Source organism: Microbacterium sp. C448 (genome assembly GCF_000582705.2).
Taxonomy (GTDB): domain Bacteria; phylum Actinomycetota; class Actinomycetes; order Actinomycetales; family Microbacteriaceae; genus Microbacterium; species Microbacterium lacus_A.
Map to the genome: position 1 here is coordinate 1 of NZ_HG779691.1, position 15022 is coordinate 15022.

Annotated in this window: 11 protein-coding genes and 2 tRNA genes; 10 read left to right on the plus strand and 3 right to left on the minus strand. The window is 68.0% G+C overall.

Features of this window, described 5'->3' with window-relative positions:
• Nucleotides 1–125: 125 nt before the first annotated feature.
• Nucleotides 126–1475 carry an IS256 family transposase gene (locus tag MIC448_RS09375; RefSeq protein ID WP_144238028.1) on the minus strand — a complete coding sequence of 450 codons (1350 nt, stop codon included), beginning with the start codon at nt 1473–1475 and terminating at the stop codon, nt 126–128.
• A 126-nt stretch (nt 1476–1601) separates the two neighbouring features.
• Here MIC448_RS09375 and MIC448_RS09380 point away from each other — a divergent pair, with 126 nt between their 5' ends.
• Together MIC448_RS09380 and araA are read left to right on the plus strand one after the other, a co-directional pair.
• Entirely contained in the window at nt 1602–3197 is a 1596-nt protein-coding gene (locus tag MIC448_RS09380) for a xylulokinase (protein ID WP_036298704.1), read from the plus strand.
• 23 nt (nt 3198–3220) lie between these two features.
• Nucleotides 3221–4735 carry an L-arabinose isomerase gene (gene araA / locus MIC448_RS09385; protein WP_036298707.1) on the plus strand — a complete coding sequence of 505 codons (1515 nt, stop codon included), beginning with the start codon at nt 3221–3223 and terminating at the stop codon, nt 4733–4735.
• 1 nt (nt 4736) lies between these two features.
• On the opposite strand, the gene MIC448_RS09390 is transcribed toward araA, so the two are convergent.
• Nucleotides 4737–5951, minus strand: a complete 1215-nt coding sequence (locus tag MIC448_RS09390) for an ROK family protein (RefSeq protein WP_051513515.1) — start codon at nt 5949–5951, stop codon at nt 4737–4739.
• Between the two features lie 88 nt (nt 5952–6039).
• On the opposite strand from MIC448_RS09390, the gene xylA reads away from it, so the two are divergent.
• The 4 genes from xylA to MIC448_RS09410 all read left to right on the plus strand — a co-directional run bounded on the left by xylA (nt 6040) and on the right by MIC448_RS09410 (nt 10862).
• Nucleotides 6040–7236 carry a xylose isomerase gene (gene xylA / locus MIC448_RS09395; protein ID WP_036298708.1) on the plus strand — a complete coding sequence of 399 codons (1197 nt, stop codon included), beginning with the start codon at nt 6040–6042 and terminating at the stop codon, nt 7234–7236.
• A 9-nt stretch (nt 7237–7245) separates the two neighbouring features.
• Complete coding sequence (locus tag MIC448_RS09400) at nt 7246–8646, plus strand: xylulokinase (RefSeq protein WP_036298709.1); 1401 nt, start codon at nt 7246–7248, stop codon at nt 8644–8646.
• A complete protein-coding gene (locus MIC448_RS09405; RefSeq protein WP_036298711.1) occupies nt 8643–9587 on the plus strand; it encodes an aldose 1-epimerase family protein in 945 nt (314 codons plus the stop codon). The genes MIC448_RS09400 and MIC448_RS09405 overlap by 4 nt, the downstream gene beginning before the upstream one ends.
• 414 nt (nt 9588–10001) lie before the next feature.
• Complete coding sequence (locus MIC448_RS09410) at nt 10002–10862, plus strand: hypothetical protein (RefSeq protein ID WP_036298716.1); 861 nt, start codon at nt 10002–10004, stop codon at nt 10860–10862.
• A gap of 3 nt (nt 10863–10865) precedes the next feature.
• On the opposite strand, the gene MIC448_RS09415 is transcribed toward MIC448_RS09410, so the two are convergent.
• A complete protein-coding gene (locus tag MIC448_RS09415) occupies nt 10866–12497 on the minus strand; it encodes an NAD(P)/FAD-dependent oxidoreductase (protein WP_036298717.1) in 1632 nt (543 codons plus the stop codon).
• A 51-nt stretch (nt 12498–12548) separates the two neighbouring features.
• Between MIC448_RS09415 and MIC448_RS09420 the strand changes: the two genes are divergently transcribed.
• The 4 genes from MIC448_RS09420 to MIC448_RS09435 all read left to right on the plus strand — a co-directional run bounded on the left by MIC448_RS09420 (nt 12549) and on the right by MIC448_RS09435 (nt 14923).
• Nucleotides 12549–13343, plus strand: coding sequence for an inositol monophosphatase family protein (locus MIC448_RS09420; RefSeq protein WP_036298718.1), 795 nt, complete (start codon nt 12549–12551; stop codon nt 13341–13343).
• A gap of 168 nt (nt 13344–13511) precedes the next feature.
• Nucleotides 13512–14675, plus strand: a complete 1164-nt coding sequence (locus MIC448_RS09425) for a M23 family metallopeptidase (protein ID WP_051513510.1) — start codon at nt 13512–13514, stop codon at nt 14673–14675.
• Nucleotides 14676–14749: 74 nt separating this feature from the next.
• Nucleotides 14750–14821, plus strand: a tRNA-Thr gene (locus tag MIC448_RS09430).
• Between the two features lie 28 nt (nt 14822–14849).
• A tRNA-Met gene (locus tag MIC448_RS09435) sits at nt 14850–14923 on the plus strand.
• Nucleotides 14924–15022: the final 99 nt, after the last annotated feature.

Here is a 15022-nt window from a genome sequence, read left to right on the forward strand (position 1 = left end):
GGTGATGTGCGAAGACGCTGCCCGCACGGTGCACATCGCCCGGGAGGCGGGGCCTCTGATCCCGATCCCGCAGGACAAGATCGGAGCCTGTCAAGTTGTTTGTGTAAGCGGGCATCGGTGGGTGGTCAGAGGTAGGGGTTGATTCGGTCGGGGAACGCGATCGCGAGCTGCGAGAGCGCCTTCTTCCAGTTCGTGGTGACGGCGCCTTCGACCAGCCGCGGTGGGGCTTTGCGTTCGTTCGAGGGCTTGCCGCGTTCCTTCGCCCGCTCGAGGGCTCGCTTGTCTTCGATGTTGCAGATCGCGAGCCAGAGCAGCTTGACGACTGCCGCGTCGTTCGGGAAGTGACCCCGGTTCTTGGTCACTTTCCGCAGCTGGAAGTTCAGCGACTCGATCGCGTTCGTCGTATAGACCACCCGCCTGACTTCGGGCGGGAACCCCAGGAACGGGGTGAACCGCTCCCACGCGTTCTCGAACGCGGCGACCGTGTGCGGATTGCCCTGACCCAGATCGGAGGCCGCGAACGCCTCCAGCGCTGCCCTCGCCGCGTCCGCGTCGGGGGCTTGATAGATCAGCTTCAACGCGGCGGCGACGGCTTTGCGTTGCCCGTAGGAGACGAACCGCATTGACGCTCGGATCAGATGAACGACGCAGGTCTGCACGAGCGATTCAGGCCAGGTCGCCTCGATCGCTTCTGGGAAGCCGGTGAGCCCATCGCAGCAGACGATGAGCACGTCGCGGACGCCGCGATTGGCGAGCTCGGCGCAGACGGAGGCCCAGAACTTCGCGCCCTCGGCTTGCTGCACCCAAATGCCCAGGACGTGCTTGACGCCTTCCATATCGACGCCGACCGCGATGTGAGCGGCCTTGTTGCGCACGTGTCCGCCGTCGCGGACTTTCACCACGATCGCGTCCAAGTAGATGACCGGGTAGAACGCTTCCAGCGGCCGAGACTGCCAGGCAAGGACCTCGTCGGAGATCTCGTCGACGATCTTGGAGATCGTCTCGCGACTGATCTCGGTGCCGATCGTCGACGCCAAGTGGTGTTCGATATCGCGCACCGTCATTCCGCCGGCATAAAGCGACACGATCATCTCGTCCAACCCGCCGAGGCGACGCTGGCCGACCGGCACCAGCCTCGGGATGAACGTCCCGTTCCGGTCCCGCGGGATCGAGAGTTCGACATCGCCAGCGACCGTCGAGACCGTCTGCGGGAACGAACCATTGCGGGAGTTGTCATGCAGCGGCGCCTCGGGATCACCACGCTCGTAACCGACATGTTCGGTCAGCTCAGCGCCCAGACCACGCTCGAGACCCGTCTTGATCAACTGCTGGATCAACCCGTCCCTGCCATCGAGCTGCACCTCGCCAGCATCAATCTTCGCGAACAGATCATCCAGCACCCCCGACTCACGCAGCCGTCTGGAGCCTTCCTCCTGCCGTCGCCGTCGCTCCGCTCGAGCTTCTTTGTCGATCATGGTCATCAGTGTCGTCCTTCCATAAGAAGCAGACACCCCTTACACAAACGATCTGACACCCTCCAAGATCGATGCCCTCTACGGCCGCTACCAAAACGTCTACGGACAGAACGAGGACGATCGCCGATGACCGAAACATCTGCCGCGGACGCTATCCGCTCCGGCCGAACCGCCCTCGGCATCGAGTTCGGCTCGACCCGCATCAAGGCGTGCCTCGTCGACGCCGACAACCCGGCCGACGTCCTCGCGGTCGGCGGCTTCGAATGGGAGAACAGCTTCGACGACGGGCGCTGGACCTACGCCCTCGACGAGGTGTGGACGGGACTTGCCGCCGCCTACGTCGAGTTGAAGACGGATGCCGAGCAGCGCCATGGCGTCCTCCCCACCACCATCGGCGCCATCGGCGTCTCGGCCATGATGCACGGCTACCTCGCTTTCGATGCCGACAACGAGCTCCTCGTCCCGTTCCGCACCTGGCGCAACACCTCGACCGGGCCGGCAGCCGCCGAACTGACGAACCTCTTCGGGGTCAACATCCCGCTCCGCTGGTCGATCGCGCACCTGCACCAGGCGGTGCTCGACGCGGAAGACCATGTGCCCGACATCCGGTTCGTCACGTCCCTTGCCGGGTACGTGCACTGGCGCCTGACCGGGCGCCGCGTGCTGGGCGTCGGCGATGCGTCCGGGATGTTCCCGATCGATCCGGCAACCGGGGATTACGACGCGACCATGGTCGCGGCCTACGATTCGCTGGCGGATGGGCGCCTTCCCGTGCCTCTCGCCGAGCTGCTGCCGGAGGTGCTCACCGCGGGTGTCGGCGCGGGCGAGCTGACGTCCGAGGGCGCGGCGCTCCTCGACCCGTCCGGGAGCCTCGCCCCCGGCATCCCGTTCTGTCCGCCCGAGGGTGATGCCGGTACCGGCATGGTCGCCACGAACTCGGTCTCGCCCCGCACGGGAAACGTGAGTGCGGGCACCAGCATCTTCGCCATGGTCGTGCTCGAGCGCCCGCTCGCGAACGTGCACCACGAGCTCGACGTCGTCACGACACCGGCCGGGGATCCGGTCGCGATGGTGCACTGCAACAACGGGGCGAGCGAACTCGCCGCCTGGGCAGGCATGTTCGCCCGTTTCGCCGAGGCCGCGGGAACCCCGCTCGGGGCGGACGCCGTCTACGAAGTCCTGTTCCGTGAGGCGCTGGCGGCGGAACCGGATGCCGGGGGCCTGCTGGCCTACAACTACCTCGCGGGCGAACCGATCGCCGGGCTCGACGCGGGCCGACCGCTCGTCGTCCGCACCCCGGACTCGCGCCCGACACTGGGCAACTTCGCCCGCGCGCAGCTCTACGCCGTGTTCGGCACGCTGAGCCTCGGAATGCGCGTACTGCACGGCGAGCGCGTCACCGTCGACACGATGTACGCGCACGGCGGCATGTTCCGCACCGCCGGGGTCGCGCAGCGGTTCCTGGCCGCCGCGATCCAGGCCCCCGTCGCGGTCGCCGAAACCGCGTCCGAGGGGGGTGCGTGGGGTATCGCGGTTCTCGCCGCCTACCGGAAGGAGGGCGACGGCCTCGCCCTCGATGCGTATCTGGCCGAGCATGTCTTCGCCGCGGCCGCGTTCGAGACCGTCGCGCCCGACCCCGACGACCTCGTCGGATACGCCACCTACCTCACGCGCTACGAAGCCGGGCTCGCCATCGAGCACGCCGCCGTCGCAGCGCTCTGACTCCACACCGAAAGTAGAACTCCATGACTCGCACTCCTCTCTCCACCTCGCTCGAGCCCTACGAGGTCTGGTTCGTCACCGGCAGCCAGAACCTCTACGGCGAAGAGACGCTCCGCCAGGTCGCCGACCAGTCGCAGGGCGTCGTCGCCCAGCTCGAGGGTCACGTCCCGGTCAAGGTCGTCTGGAAGCCCGTGCTGAAGGATGCCGACAGCATCCGCCGCCTCGCGCTCGAAGCCAACGCCGCCGACAACGTCATCGGCCTGATCGCCTGGATGCACACCTTCAGCCCCGCGAAGATGTGGATCGGCGGGCTCGACGCCCTGCAGAAGCCACTGCTGCACCTTCACACACAGGCGAACGTCGAGCTGCCGTGGGCAGACATCGACTTCGACTTCATGAACCTCAACCAGGCCGCGCACGGCGACCGCGAGTTCGGTTACATCCAGACGCGTCTGGGCGTCGCCCGCAAGACCGTCGTCGGACACGCATCCGACGCCCGTGTGCGCGCCGAGATCGAGTCGTGGCAGCGCGCGGCCGCGGGCTGGGCGGCCTCGCGCAGCCTCAAGCTCGCCCGTTTCGGCGACAACATGCGCTACGTCGCCGTGACCGAGGGAGATAAGACCGAGGCCGAGCTGCGGTTCGGCGTGCAGGTCAACACGTGGGGTGTCAATGAGCTGGCGGATGCGGTGGCCGCTGCATCCGAATCCGACATCGACGCCTTGGTCGCGCTATATGAAGAGGAGTACGACGTCGTGCCCGAGCTGCGTGCCGGGGGAGAGCGCCACCAGTCGCTGCGCGATGGTGCCGCGATCGAGCTCGGTCTTCGCTCGTTCCTCGAGGAGGGTGGCTTCGGCGCCTTCACGACGAGCTTCGAAGACCTCGGTGCGCTGAAGCAGTTGCCGGGCCTCGCGGTCCAGCGTCTGATGGCCGAGGGCTACGGCTTCGGTGCCGAGGGCGACTGGAAGACGGCCATCCTCGTCCGGGTAGCGAACGTCATGGGCGCGGGCCTGCCCGGTGGGGCGAGCCTGATGGAGGACTACACCTACGACCTCGTGCCCGGCAGCGAGCGGATCCTCGGGGCACACATGCTCGAGGTGTCGCCGTCGCTGTCATCGCAGAAGGCGCGGCTCGAGATCCACCCGCTCGGTATCGGCGGCAAGGAAGACCCCGTGCGCCTGGTGTTCACGGCCGACCCCGGCCCCGCGGTCGTCGTCGCGATGAGCGACATGCGCGACCGCTTCCGACTCGTCGCGAACGTCGTCGAGAACGTCGAGGCGCCGGACCTGCCCAACCTGCCGGTAGGGCGCGCCGTGTGGAAGCCGCAGCCCGATTTCGCGACGAGCGCCGCGGCCTGGCTGACGGCCGGTGCCGCGCACCACACCGTCATGACGACCGCCGTGGGCATCGAGGTCTTCCGCGACTTCGCCGAGATCGCCAAGACCGAGTTGCTCGTGATCGACGACGAGACCACGTTGCGCGGGTTCCAGCAAGAGGTGCGCTGGAATCAGGCGTACTACCGCCTGGCTCAGGGCCTGTAAGTCAGGGCGTTTCGACTCGCTGCGCTCGCTCACGATCGGTGGGCGCCGCCAGCGCGCCTACGGGGTCATCGAGTAACCGGGCGAAGGCCGCCTCTGCCGCACCGACCAAGAGGCGGTCTTCGCCCAGCGCAGCCGAGCGGATGTCGACGTCCTCTCCCGCGGCCGGCATCGACAGGGCTCGCACGTCCTCGAGCAGTTCGCCGGTGCCGCCCTCGGCGATCGTCGCGAGAAAGCCGCCCAGCACGATCAGCTGCGGATTGAGCACGTTCACGGCGTTCGCGAGCGCCGTGGACAGGATGCGTCGCTGCCGCGCGATCTCGTCGCGCGCGTCGGGCAGGGTGCTGGCCGCGAGAGCGGCGGCGAGGGTCGGTTCGTCGGCGCTCGCCAGGCCAGCGACCGCGAGCAGGCGCACTCGGCTGACCTCGTCTTCGAGGACGCCGTCCCCGGCGAGCCGGTCCGCGCTCGACGGTATGCCCGGTCGGTTCTGCCCGAACTCACCGGCGTAACCCGAGGCCCCGGCCACGGGCATCCCGTGCACGATCAGGCCACCACCGATACCGCTCGCGCCGCCATTCAGGTAGACGAGATTGTCGATGCCGCGACCCGCGCCGAACAGGTGCTCGGCGATCGCGCCGAGGGATGCGTCATTGCCGACCACGATCGGTAGGCCCGTCGCTTCGGCCGCGAGTTCGTGCAGCGGCACATCGTGCCACTCGAGGTGCGGGGCGTTCCGCACCATCCCGTCGGCGCCGCGCACCAGCCCGGGTACCGCAAAACCGAGTCCCACGAGCCGCGCGTCCCTCAACTCGTCCGCGCGCCAGAGCTCGATCGTTTCGGCGACCAGCCGCACCGTCTCGGCCGGAGTGAGCAGGTGGTCGACCTCTATGCGGCGGCGGGCGGCGACCGTCCCATCGAGTCGTACGGCAGCGATGGCGAGGGCATCGACCTCGGGATTCGCGGCGATCGCCATGATCGACGGATGCGTCACCACGACCGGAGACGGACGTCCCGCGCGCGTCGACGGAGCCGGCGGAAGCTCTTCTGCCAGGCCGATCGAGGCGAGTTCCGCAACCAGGTCGGCGATCGTCGAGCGGTTGAGTCCGGTTGTCGCCGTCAACTGCGCGCGCGACTGGGGGCCCGCCAGATGCAGGATCCGCACCAAACGCGCGAGGTTCGCTCGACGTACGGCTTCGAACGTCGTCGCGCGGTCGGTCATCGCACCAGCGTAGGGGGTCGCCGCGTCCGACGGAATGGTATAGGTTGTGTTCAACAACATTTCCGTTCAGCGAGGATCAGGATCACCCATGAGCACCCCTACGCCCACGCCCGCCGACAAGTTCTCCTTCGGCCTCTGGACCGTCGGCTACAACGGGACCGACCCGTTCGGTGGCCCGACGCGTCCGCCCCTCGACACCGTGCACGCTGTGGAGAAGCTCGCCGAACTCGGCGCGTATGGCCTGACCTTCCACGACGACGACCTCTTCGCCTTCGGTTCGACCGAAGCCGAGCGCGAGAAAGAGATCGACCGGCTGAAGGGCGCACTCGCCGACACCGGCATGATCGTGCCGATGGTCACGACCAACCTCTTCAGCGCCCCTGTCTTCAAGGACGGCGGCTTCACGTCGAACGACCGCGGCGTCCGTCGCTTCGCTCTCCGCAAGGTTTTCCGCCAGCTCGACCTGGGCGCCGAACTCGGCGCGAAGACGTTCGTCATGTGGGGCGGCCGCGAGGGTGCCGAGTACGACGCCGCGAAGGACATCCGCGCCGCGCTCGAGCGCTACCGTGAGGCCGTCAACCTGCTCGGCGACTACGTGATCGACAAGGGTTACGACATCCGCTTCGCCATCGAGCCCAAGCCCAACGAGCCGCGCGGCGACATCCTGCTGCCGACGCTGGGTCACGCCCTCGCGTTCATCGACTCGCTCGAGCGTCCCGAACTCGTCGGCCTCAACCCCGAGGTCGGGCACGAGCAGATGGCGGGCCTGAACTTCGCGGCCGGTATCGCCCAGGCGCTGTACCACGGCAAGCTCTTCCACATCGACCTGAACGGCCAGCGCGGCATCAAGTACGACCAGGACCTGGTGTTCGGACACGGCGACCTGCACAATGCGTTCGCGCTCGTCGACCTGCTCGAGAACGGTGGCCCCGGTGGCACGCCCGCGTACGAGGGCCCGCGCCACTTCGACTACAAGCCGAGCCGCACCGAGGACGAGACCGGAGTCTGGGACTCGGCCGCCGCCAACATGCGCACCTACCTGCTGCTCAAGGAGCGTGCCGCGGCCTTCCGCGCCGACCCCGAGGTGCAGGAGGCGCTCGAGGCTTCGCGTGTGCCCGAGCTCTCGGTGCCGACGCTGAACGAGGGCGAGTCGTACGACGACTTCCTCGCGGACCGCTCGGCATACGAGGACTTCGACACCGACGCCTACCTGGGTGGCAAGGGCTTCGGCTTCGTCCGCCTGCAGCAGCTTGCGACCGAGCACCTGCTCGGCGCCCGCGGCTGAGGAGAGCAAATGACGCTCGTCGCGGGGGTCGATTCGTCGACGCAGTCGTGCAAGGTCGTCATCGCGGATGCCTCGACCGGCCGGATCGTTCGCACCGGCCGGTCGGCGCATCCGGATGGCACCGAGGTCGACGCGGAGGCGTGGTGGAACGCTCTGCAGGCCGCGATCGTCGACGCCGGTGGGCTCGACGACGTGGCATCGGTGTCGATCGCGGGTCAGCAGCACGGCATGGTCGTGCTGGATGCGCAGGGCGCGGTCATCCGTCCCGCCCTGCTCTGGAACGACACGCGTTCGGCCGTGGCGGCACGCCAGCTCATCGCGGAGGTCGGGGCTGACACGTATGCGGAGCGGACGGGCGTCGTGCCCGTCGCCTCTTTCACCGCGACGAAGTTGCGCTGGCTGCGTGACACCGAACCCGAGAACGCGGCCCGCGTCGCGGCAGTGGCGTTGCCGCACGACTGGCTGACGTGGCGCTTGCGCGGGTACGGCCCGGCGGGATCGCCCCTCGGCCCCGTGCTCGACGAGCTCGTGACGGATCGGTCGGATGCCAGTGGCACCGCCTATTGGGGCTCCGCCGGCTATCAGCCCGACCTGTTCGAACGCGCGCTGGGTCACGCGGCCGTGCTGCCACGTGTGCTGGGTCCGCTCGAGCGCGCGGGTACAACGCCGAGCGGGCTCGTCATCGGCCCCGGCGCGGGGGATAACGCAGGCGCGGCCCTGGGTCTCGGTGCCACGGGCGGCGACGGCGTCATCTCGATCGGTACATCGGGAACGGTTTTCGCCGTCACGGAGACTCCGATCGCGGATGCCTCGGGTACGGTCGCCGGCTTCGCCGACGCCACAGGACGGTTCTTGCCGCTCGTCGCAACGCTCAACGCGGCGCGCGTCCTGGATGCTTTCGGCGGGCTGCTCGGGGTCGATCACGATGAGCTCGGTCGCCTCGCGCTCGAGGCGGCACCGGGGCCGAAAAGTCCTGTGCTCGTGCCGTACTTCGAGGGTGAACGAACGCCGAATCTGCCGGATGCCACGGCATCCCTGTCGGGTCTGACGCTCGCCGGTACGACGAGGCCGGCGATCGCGCGCGCGGCGATAGAAGGCATGCTCTGCGGTCTGGCCGCGGGTCTCGACGCGATCCGCGAACAGGGGGTCGAGCTTCACCGTCTGCTGCTGATCGGCGGCGCGGCTCGAAATCCCGCGGTATCGGCGATCGCCGCGCAGGTTTTCGACCTGCCGATCGTGGTACCGGCGCCGGGCGAGTACGTCGCCCTCGGCGCGGCACGTCAAGCCGCAGCCGTCCTCGCGGGTGACTGGCCCGACTGGGCCGCATCCGGCGAGATCGAGGTGCCCGTCGACACCCGAGCCGACATCCGCGCGCGGTACGCGCACGCCGCGCTAGGGTTCCGTCCGTGACTCCGAGAGAACGACGCCCCGCATCCGGCACCCAGCACTTGCTGCGATCGGGTGACTATCAAGCGGTCGCCGCGAGTGTCGGAGCCTCCTTGCGGGTCCTGCGTCACAGCGGGCCCATGGGTGAACGCGATCTCGTCGTGCCCTTCGACGCCGACGAGGTCCGGCCCGCCTATCGCGGCGTGACTCTCGCGCCCTGGCCCAACCGGATCGTCGACGGTCGCTATCGCTTCGGAGGGATCGATCACGTCTTGCCGCTGACCGAGCCGGAGCGCGGTCATGCCCTGCACGGGCTGGTTTCGTGGCTCGATTTCGAGGCCGTCGACAAGGGCGCCGATCACGTCACGCTCGCCGCCGAGATCGAACCGCAGACGGGCTATCCGTGGCGGATCTGTATCGAGTCGACCTTCCGCCTGAGCGAGGGGGGCCTCGAGCAGACCGTCACGGGAACGAACATGTCCGACACGGTCGCCCCATTCGGCATCAGCGGGCACCCCTACCTCGTTGCGGGCCCAGGACGCGTGGACGACTGGACGCTGGAGCTGCCCGCCGATGTCGTCCTCGGTGTCACGGAGGACCGCCTCATCCCCACGACCGAGCAAGATGTTGACGCACACGACGCCCGTCGCTTCGATTTTCGTCGGCCGCGCCGCATCGGTGATGCGCGCATCGACCACGCCTTCACGGGGCTGCGGTGGGACGACGGAATGGCTCGTGTGCGTGTGACGGATGCCTCGGGGTCCGGTGTCTCCCTTGCTTGGGATGGGGCGTGCCCCTGGGTGCAGGTGCACACGGCGGATATGCCCGGGCGTGCGACCGATCGGATCGGATTGGCCGTCGAGCCGATGACCTGCCCACCCGACGCTTTTAATTCTGAGAACTCTCTCATATACCTTGACCCCGCATCCCGGGCCGGGGGAAGCTGGACCATCGCGTCAATCTGAACAAGATCCCGCGACAAACTTTCCCTCGCAAGAGCTTCCCGATTCGGTGTTTTGACGATTTGTCCACCGAAAAGGGGACATAAATTTATGATTTGTCCCCCAAAAGGGGGACATACCTTGCGTGCGCGGTGGGGTTATGCTCGTTCTAGCTCCTTCTGAAGCATTCGAACCGACGTCCCCAGCGTTGGGCGGGCCGTTTCCCCAAGCGGTTCTGCGATCGGATGGGAAGGAAGCGGGGCCCCCTCGAGTCGCCCAGTCCCCAATGGGCCACCCGAGGGGGCCAATTCTTTTCTTCGGCCCTCCCCGCGACTCACGAGGCGCAACCGTCCACAGGACGCCGGTTCTTCTCCTTGCCGGCACGCGATGACCTGTCAGGATGGGTCGCATCCGTCCGTGTGATCGAAGAGAGCCACTATGTCGCAGCCCCAGGGCCCATCGCCCGTCGAGGCCGAAGAGGCCCGGAGTCCCTACTGGAAGTTCGCCGTCTGGATCGCGATCGGCGCACTCATCGCCGCCGCACTCGTGTGCGTCATCTGGGTGCTGATCGGTGATCAGAACGGACTCATCGGTCGGGCGTTCTTGACGATCTTGCTGCTGGCCGGTTTTGCCGGCGCCGCGCTGCTTGATGCGAGCGCCGCGCCGCGCCGCCCGCAGTGGTACGTGCTCGTGAGCATGATCGGGTGGGTGCTTGCGCTCCTCGCCGGCGCCATCAAGATCTGGGCGCCGATGGACTGGGGATGGCCGTGGGGCTCGTCGCCTTTCATCCGCTTCGTCGAATTCGTCGGGATCGTCCTGGTGCTTCGGCTGGCCATCCTGCACATCCGCTTGTTCACGAAGACTCAGGGCGAGCCGCGCAGTGCTTTCTCGCGGATCGTCGTGCCCATCACCGTCGTTCTTGTCTCGGTGCTCGCCGTCCTCCTGATCCTGCCCATGCTGCTGGCGCGAGCCGTGGACTTCTCGGAGTTCTACTGGCGCGTCGTGGTCGCAATCACGATCCTGGCTGCCGTCGGCACGGCTCTCGTGCCCCTCGTCAAGGCTCTCAACGGCCCGCGACGTCTCGCGCCGCCCGCCCCGCCCGTACCGGCTCCCGTCTGGCCGACCTATGTCGACGGCATGACCCCGCTGCCCGCGCTCGCAGACGGCTCGCCGGACTGGAACGCCTACTACACGGGCTACCCGACACAGCAGGCGGATTATCAGCAGCAGGGCATCGCGCCGACTCCGCCCCCCGTCCCTCCGGCGCCGCCCGTGCCTCCTGCGGCTCCGCCGCGCTGAGTCTCACCGGTCGAGGATCTCGAGCGCGGCCATCGCGGCGTTCTGGCCACCCAGACCGCTGACGCCACCCCCGCGTCGCGCTCCTGCACCGCAGAGCAGTACACGCGGGTGTTCCGTCGCGACGCCCCAGCGCACCGCCGGACCGCGCGAGCCCCCGCCATCGACTCCGCCATCGACTCCGCCACCGGCATCCGAATCATCGCCCAGCCACGGCCACGACAGGGGCCCATGGAAGATGTCGCCGGCGGCCATTCCGAGCGAATCCTGCAGGTCGAGCGTTGATCGTGCTTCGAGACAGGGCGTGCCGTCCGGGGCCCGATAGATCACGTCCTCGATGGGCTCGGCAAGCACGCTGTCGAGCGAGGCCTGAGCGGCAGCGAGCAGCTCAGCGCGCGAGGCATCCGGGTCCCGTCCGGTAACGAGTCGATGAGGTGCATGCAAACCGAACAGCGTCAGTGTCTGGGCGCCCTCGGAGCGCAGGTCGGAGCCGAGGATCGTTGGGTCGGTCAACGAGTGGCAATAGATCTCGGCCGGAAGCGGTGAGGGAATCCGCCCCGACGCGGCTTCCGCGTAGGCCGAGTCCAGCTGCGTCAGCGTCTCGTTCACATGGAACGTGCCCGCGAATGCGGATGCCGGATCCACCTCGTGATCGCGCAGCCTCGGCAGGCGGCGCAGCAACATATTGACCTTGACCTGCGCTCCCTCGACTTCCCGCGCAGCGGCGGCCGGCTCGCCTCCGTCCGTGCTGACGAGCCGATCGAGAACGGCAGGTCCGACGCCGCTCAGCACGAGTCGAGCGGCGACACGCTCGCCATCCGCCAGTGTGACCTCTCCATCAGGGCTCACCGCGACGACCTCCGCGTTGACGCGTAGGGTGGCGCCGGCGCGCACGGCTGCGTCGCGCAGAGCATCTGTCACACTCCCCATGCCCCCGACCGGGACATCCCAGTCGCCCGTGCCACCGCCGATCACGTGGTACAAAAAGCAGCGGTTCTGGCGCAGCGAGGCGTCGTCCGACGACGCGAAGGTGCCGATCAGCCCGTCCGTCATGACAATCCCACGCACGAGGTCCGACCCCACCGAGTCGCGGACGAGTTCACCAAGCGGACGATCGACGATCCCCTGCCAGAGCTCGTCGTCGCCGACGGCCCGGCGCACAGCCCGCGCATCGGGAAGTGGCTGCGTGAGCGTGGGGAACACGGCTCGGGCAACGGCACCCACCCGAGCCGAGAGGGCGGCGTAGCGAGCTGCTTCGGCACGGTCTCCCGTCGCGCGTGCAAAGGATGCGGCGGTGCCCGAGGCATCCCCGTGATCGATCAGAACACCGTGCTCGGGCGAGCCCGGGTCGGGCGTGTACGACGAGATGTGGCGCCGCCGGAGCGTGATGTCGAGCCCGAGGTCGCGGACGATCGAGGCGGGGAGCAAGCTCACGAGGTACGAATAGCGCGAGATGCGCGCGTCGACACCCGCCCACGGTCGCTCCGAGACCGCGGCGCCGCCGACATGGCCGAGGCGCTCGAGCACGAGGACGCTCCGGCCTGCCTGCGCGAGATAGGCGGCTGCGACGAGTGCGTTGTGACCTCCTCCCACGATCACGACATCGTGAAGGGTGTGCGGGCCGCTCGAGCGCGTCATTCGCCCACCCTAGGACGCGCGGCGCCGAGAACCCATGGGTAGCGTAGGGGCGTGGATTCAGACGCGGAACTTCTGTCCTTGGCCGTCGAGATCGCACGGGAGGCCGGAGAACTCGCCCGCACCCGGCGGGACCAGGGGGTGGCGATCGCGGCGACCAAGTCGGGGCTGGCCGACATCGTCACGGAAGCCGACCGCGAGGTCGAGCAACTGATCCGCGACCGGATAGCGGCGGCGCGTCCGGACGACGGGTTCCTCGGTGAAGAGTCTGCGGCCGAAGAAGGATCGTCCGGCCTCACCTGGGTCGTTGACCCCATCGACGGGACCGTGAACTACGCGTACGGAATTCCCGCGTACGCCGTGTCGATCGCGGTCGTCGAAGGTCCGCCCGACCCGGGCGTGTGGACGGCGGTCGCCGGCGCCGTCAACAACCCGGCCACCGGCGAGCTCTTCCATGCGTCCCGCGGCGAGGGCGCCTATCTCGGCTCGCAGAGACTTGCGATCCTGGGCGAACCGGATGCGTCCGGCGCGCTCATCGCCACCGGCATGAGCTACGACCCCGAGCGCCGCACGCAGCAGTTCGAGATTCTGGGGCGGGTGCTGCCGCTCGCTCGCGACATCCGGCGAATCGGTGCGGCGTCGCTGGATCTCGCGTTCGTCGCGGCCGGAAGATTCGACGCGTATTACGAGTGGGGCCTCTGGCCATGGGACATGGCAGCCGGTTCGCTGCTCGTCAGCGAGGCCGGGGGAGTTGTGGGTGGACTCGCCGGAGCCCGCGCGGGACGCGACCTCTTGATCGCCGCGAGTCCCGAATTCTACGGATCGCTGGAGGCAGTGCTCGCTCGTTGAGCAGTCTGCTCACACATGGCATTCTCAGTCCCGACGGGTTAGTGTTTACCTATTCGTTACCTCCGCCCGAACGGATCTGACGAGAATCTCAGAAGCAAGAACCCGAGCAAGACATCCCGAAGCCCGTCGCGTCCCCCCCCGCGCGCCTGATCCGAGAGTTCCATCCGCTTGCAACCCGACGCCCCCGAGTCGGAGTTCGGCCTCACACGCCGTGCTCGACGTGCAGACGCCTCTGCGTCCGCCCTCGACTCTGCATCCGATTCCGCTGCGACCCGCTCGTCCGCTGAGTCCGAGACGCGTGCCGCTCGTCGGCGAGCAGCGATCCAGGATGCTCCGCAGAGCCGTCGACAGGCTCGCCTGAGCGGCACTCCCATCGTCGAATCCGTCACCGCTTCGGACTCGTCCGTTCCGCTCGTGCCCTCCCCGGCCGATCTGACGCCTGCGTCTCAGTCCGTCGAGGGCGATGTCTCGGATGCTTTCGAGACAGCGGCTCGGCTGTTCAGCTTCACCGGCGAGAACCCGGTGATCGTGCCGGTCGCCGAACCTGCTGCAGACGAGCAGGAGGCCCCGGCATCCGCTTCACACCGCGCGCCGCGTCGCGTGCGTCGGCCCGGGTCCGCCCTCAGGCGCGTGGCTGCCACCGGCTTCAGCATGGGTGTCATGGCGGCCGTCGGACTGCTCACGGTCGCGGTGACGGTGCCCGCCGAGGCACTCGCCGCGGCGACCCAAGCCGATTCCGTCACGTCGATCACGGTTGCGTCCGACGACGAGGTTGCGGAAGAAGACGAGATCCAGGCGTTCGTCGCTCCCGAGGGTGCCGACACCGAGCTCAATCGGGACGAGCAGTACTCGACGGCCACCTTCAGCGACATCGCTGCGGCGACCGGCATCAGCCGCCACACCAATTTCTTCGTCAACGACCCGAGCGCTCCCATCCAGTGGCCCTTCGCCGTCGGCGTTCCCATCTCGGATGGTTACGGTCCCCGCTGGGGCTCGTTCCACTACGGGCTCGACTTCACTCCGGGTGAGGGTGCCGAGATCCAGGCCGTCGCTGCCGGCACGGTTCGTGTCGCGAGCGAGAGCGGCGGCGCGTTCGGCGTCCACGTGATCGTCGACCACGAGATCAACGGCGAAGTCTTCGCAACCCACTACGCACACATGCTGTACGGCTCGATGCAGGTCAAGGCCGGCGACGTCGTCGAGGCCGGTACGGTTCTCGGGCACGTCGGCGACACGGGTCTGTCGTATGGAGCGCACCTGCACTTCGAGGTGTTCGTCAACGGCGCACGCATCGATCCGCTGCCGTGGCTGCGCGAGCACGCGGGCGGCTGATCCGCGAGGTCGCCTCAGTTTCAGGTCGGTGCCCCGCCGATGGTATTCTCTTGTGGTTGCCCGCTTGCGGGTGCGCCCCGATAGCTCAGTGGTAGAGCACTTCCATGGTAAGGAAGGGGTCGTCAGTTCAATCCTGACTCGGGGCTCGCAGCATCCTGGACCGGGATGCGGTGTGGCGGGGTAGCTCAGTTGGTGAGAGCGCACGACTCATAATCGTGAGGTCGCGGGTTCAAGCCCCGCTCCCGCTACGAAAGAAGCGCCCCCTCGTGGGGCGCTTCTTTCGTTGGTGGAGTGGTTGGTTGGCCCGTCACGCGCGGGTGGGCCCACGCCGCCAGAGGCTCCGCGCG

Excerpts from the sequence above, each read along its gene's own strand:
- MIC448_RS09375 (WP_144238028.1), bottom strand. The coding sequence starts at position 1,475 with ATGATCGACAAAGAAGCTCGAGCGGAGCGACGGCGACGGCAGGAGGAA.
- MIC448_RS09380 (WP_036298704.1), top strand. The coding sequence starts at position 1,602 with ATGACCGAAACATCTGCCGCGGACGCTATCCGCTCCGGCCGAACCGCC.
- araA (WP_036298707.1), top strand. The coding sequence starts at position 3,221 with ATGACTCGCACTCCTCTCTCCACCTCGCTCGAGCCCTACGAGGTCTGG.
- MIC448_RS09390 (WP_051513515.1), bottom strand. The coding sequence starts at position 5,951 with ATGACCGACCGCGCGACGACGTTCGAAGCCGTACGTCGAGCGAACCTC.
- xylA (WP_036298708.1), top strand. The coding sequence starts at position 6,040 with ATGAGCACCCCTACGCCCACGCCCGCCGACAAGTTCTCCTTCGGCCTC.
- MIC448_RS09400 (WP_036298709.1), top strand. The coding sequence starts at position 7,246 with ATGACGCTCGTCGCGGGGGTCGATTCGTCGACGCAGTCGTGCAAGGTC.
- MIC448_RS09410 (WP_036298716.1), top strand. The coding sequence starts at position 10,002 with ATGTCGCAGCCCCAGGGCCCATCGCCCGTCGAGGCCGAAGAGGCCCGG.
- MIC448_RS09415 (WP_036298717.1), bottom strand. The coding sequence starts at position 12,497 with ATGACGCGCTCGAGCGGCCCGCACACCCTTCACGATGTCGTGATCGTG.